Below are 761 nucleotides of genomic sequence, written 5' to 3'. Positions count from 1 at the left end.
GAAAAATCCGCCTGGGGCGAAGCCAAAGGTTTTTGGCTGTACGACGAGCACCCCGGCGCCTCACTGAACTGGCGTATGAAACGCAGGCGCCACAGCGCCGACCATATCGAGCACCTGAAATTTGTGCGCCGCCTGCACCAAACCCGTGGAGTTTCCATCTTTGCCGCGGTCATGAATCGCCTCAACGATATTAAAGACTATGAAGAAAACGAGCGTGTCGCCGCCAAGATTGCCTCGGCCATGGTGGGTTTTATCCAGAAGGGCAGCCCTGATACTTATGACGCTGATTCTTATGATGAGGATGGAAACCGCACCCTGGATATCCGTGCCGGCGCCATCTATGACGATCTCCGCCCCGGCGAATCTGTCGGCACCCTCCAAAGTAATCGCCCCAGCGGTCTGCTAACCCCGTTTTTAGAAACCATGCACCGCATGGCCGCCGCCGGCACCATGGCCAGCTTTAGCAGCATCAGCAAAAACTACAACGGGACTTATAGCGCGCAGCGGCAGGAACTGGTGGAGCAGTGGGCCAACTACGAAACCCTCAGCCTGGAATTCTGCGAGGAGATCGTGGAGCCGGTCACCCGGCGCTGGGTGCAAATGGGTTTACTGGCAGACGCCTTTCAAGTGCCCGCAGATGTGGACCCGGAAACCCTACTGCACGTCGATTTTATTACCCCGGTGATGCCCTGGATTAATCCCTCCCACGAAGCCAGCGCCGATGAAACCCTGCTGGAAAACGTGCTGGTCAGCCCGCAGCA

Annotated in this window: 1 protein-coding gene; it reads left to right on the top strand. The window is 57.4% G+C overall.

Translation table 11 applies throughout. The annotated features are described in order from the left end of the window. A partial coding sequence (locus tag Q1A69_RS20045; protein WP_299589674.1) for a phage portal protein occupies window positions 1–761 on the top strand: 761 nt, incomplete at both ends.

This window comes from uncultured Microbulbifer sp. (assembly GCF_947498635.1).
Lineage (GTDB): Bacteria > Pseudomonadota > Gammaproteobacteria > Pseudomonadales > Cellvibrionaceae > Microbulbifer > Microbulbifer echini.
This window is presented reverse-complemented; position numbering and strand designations above follow the sequence as displayed.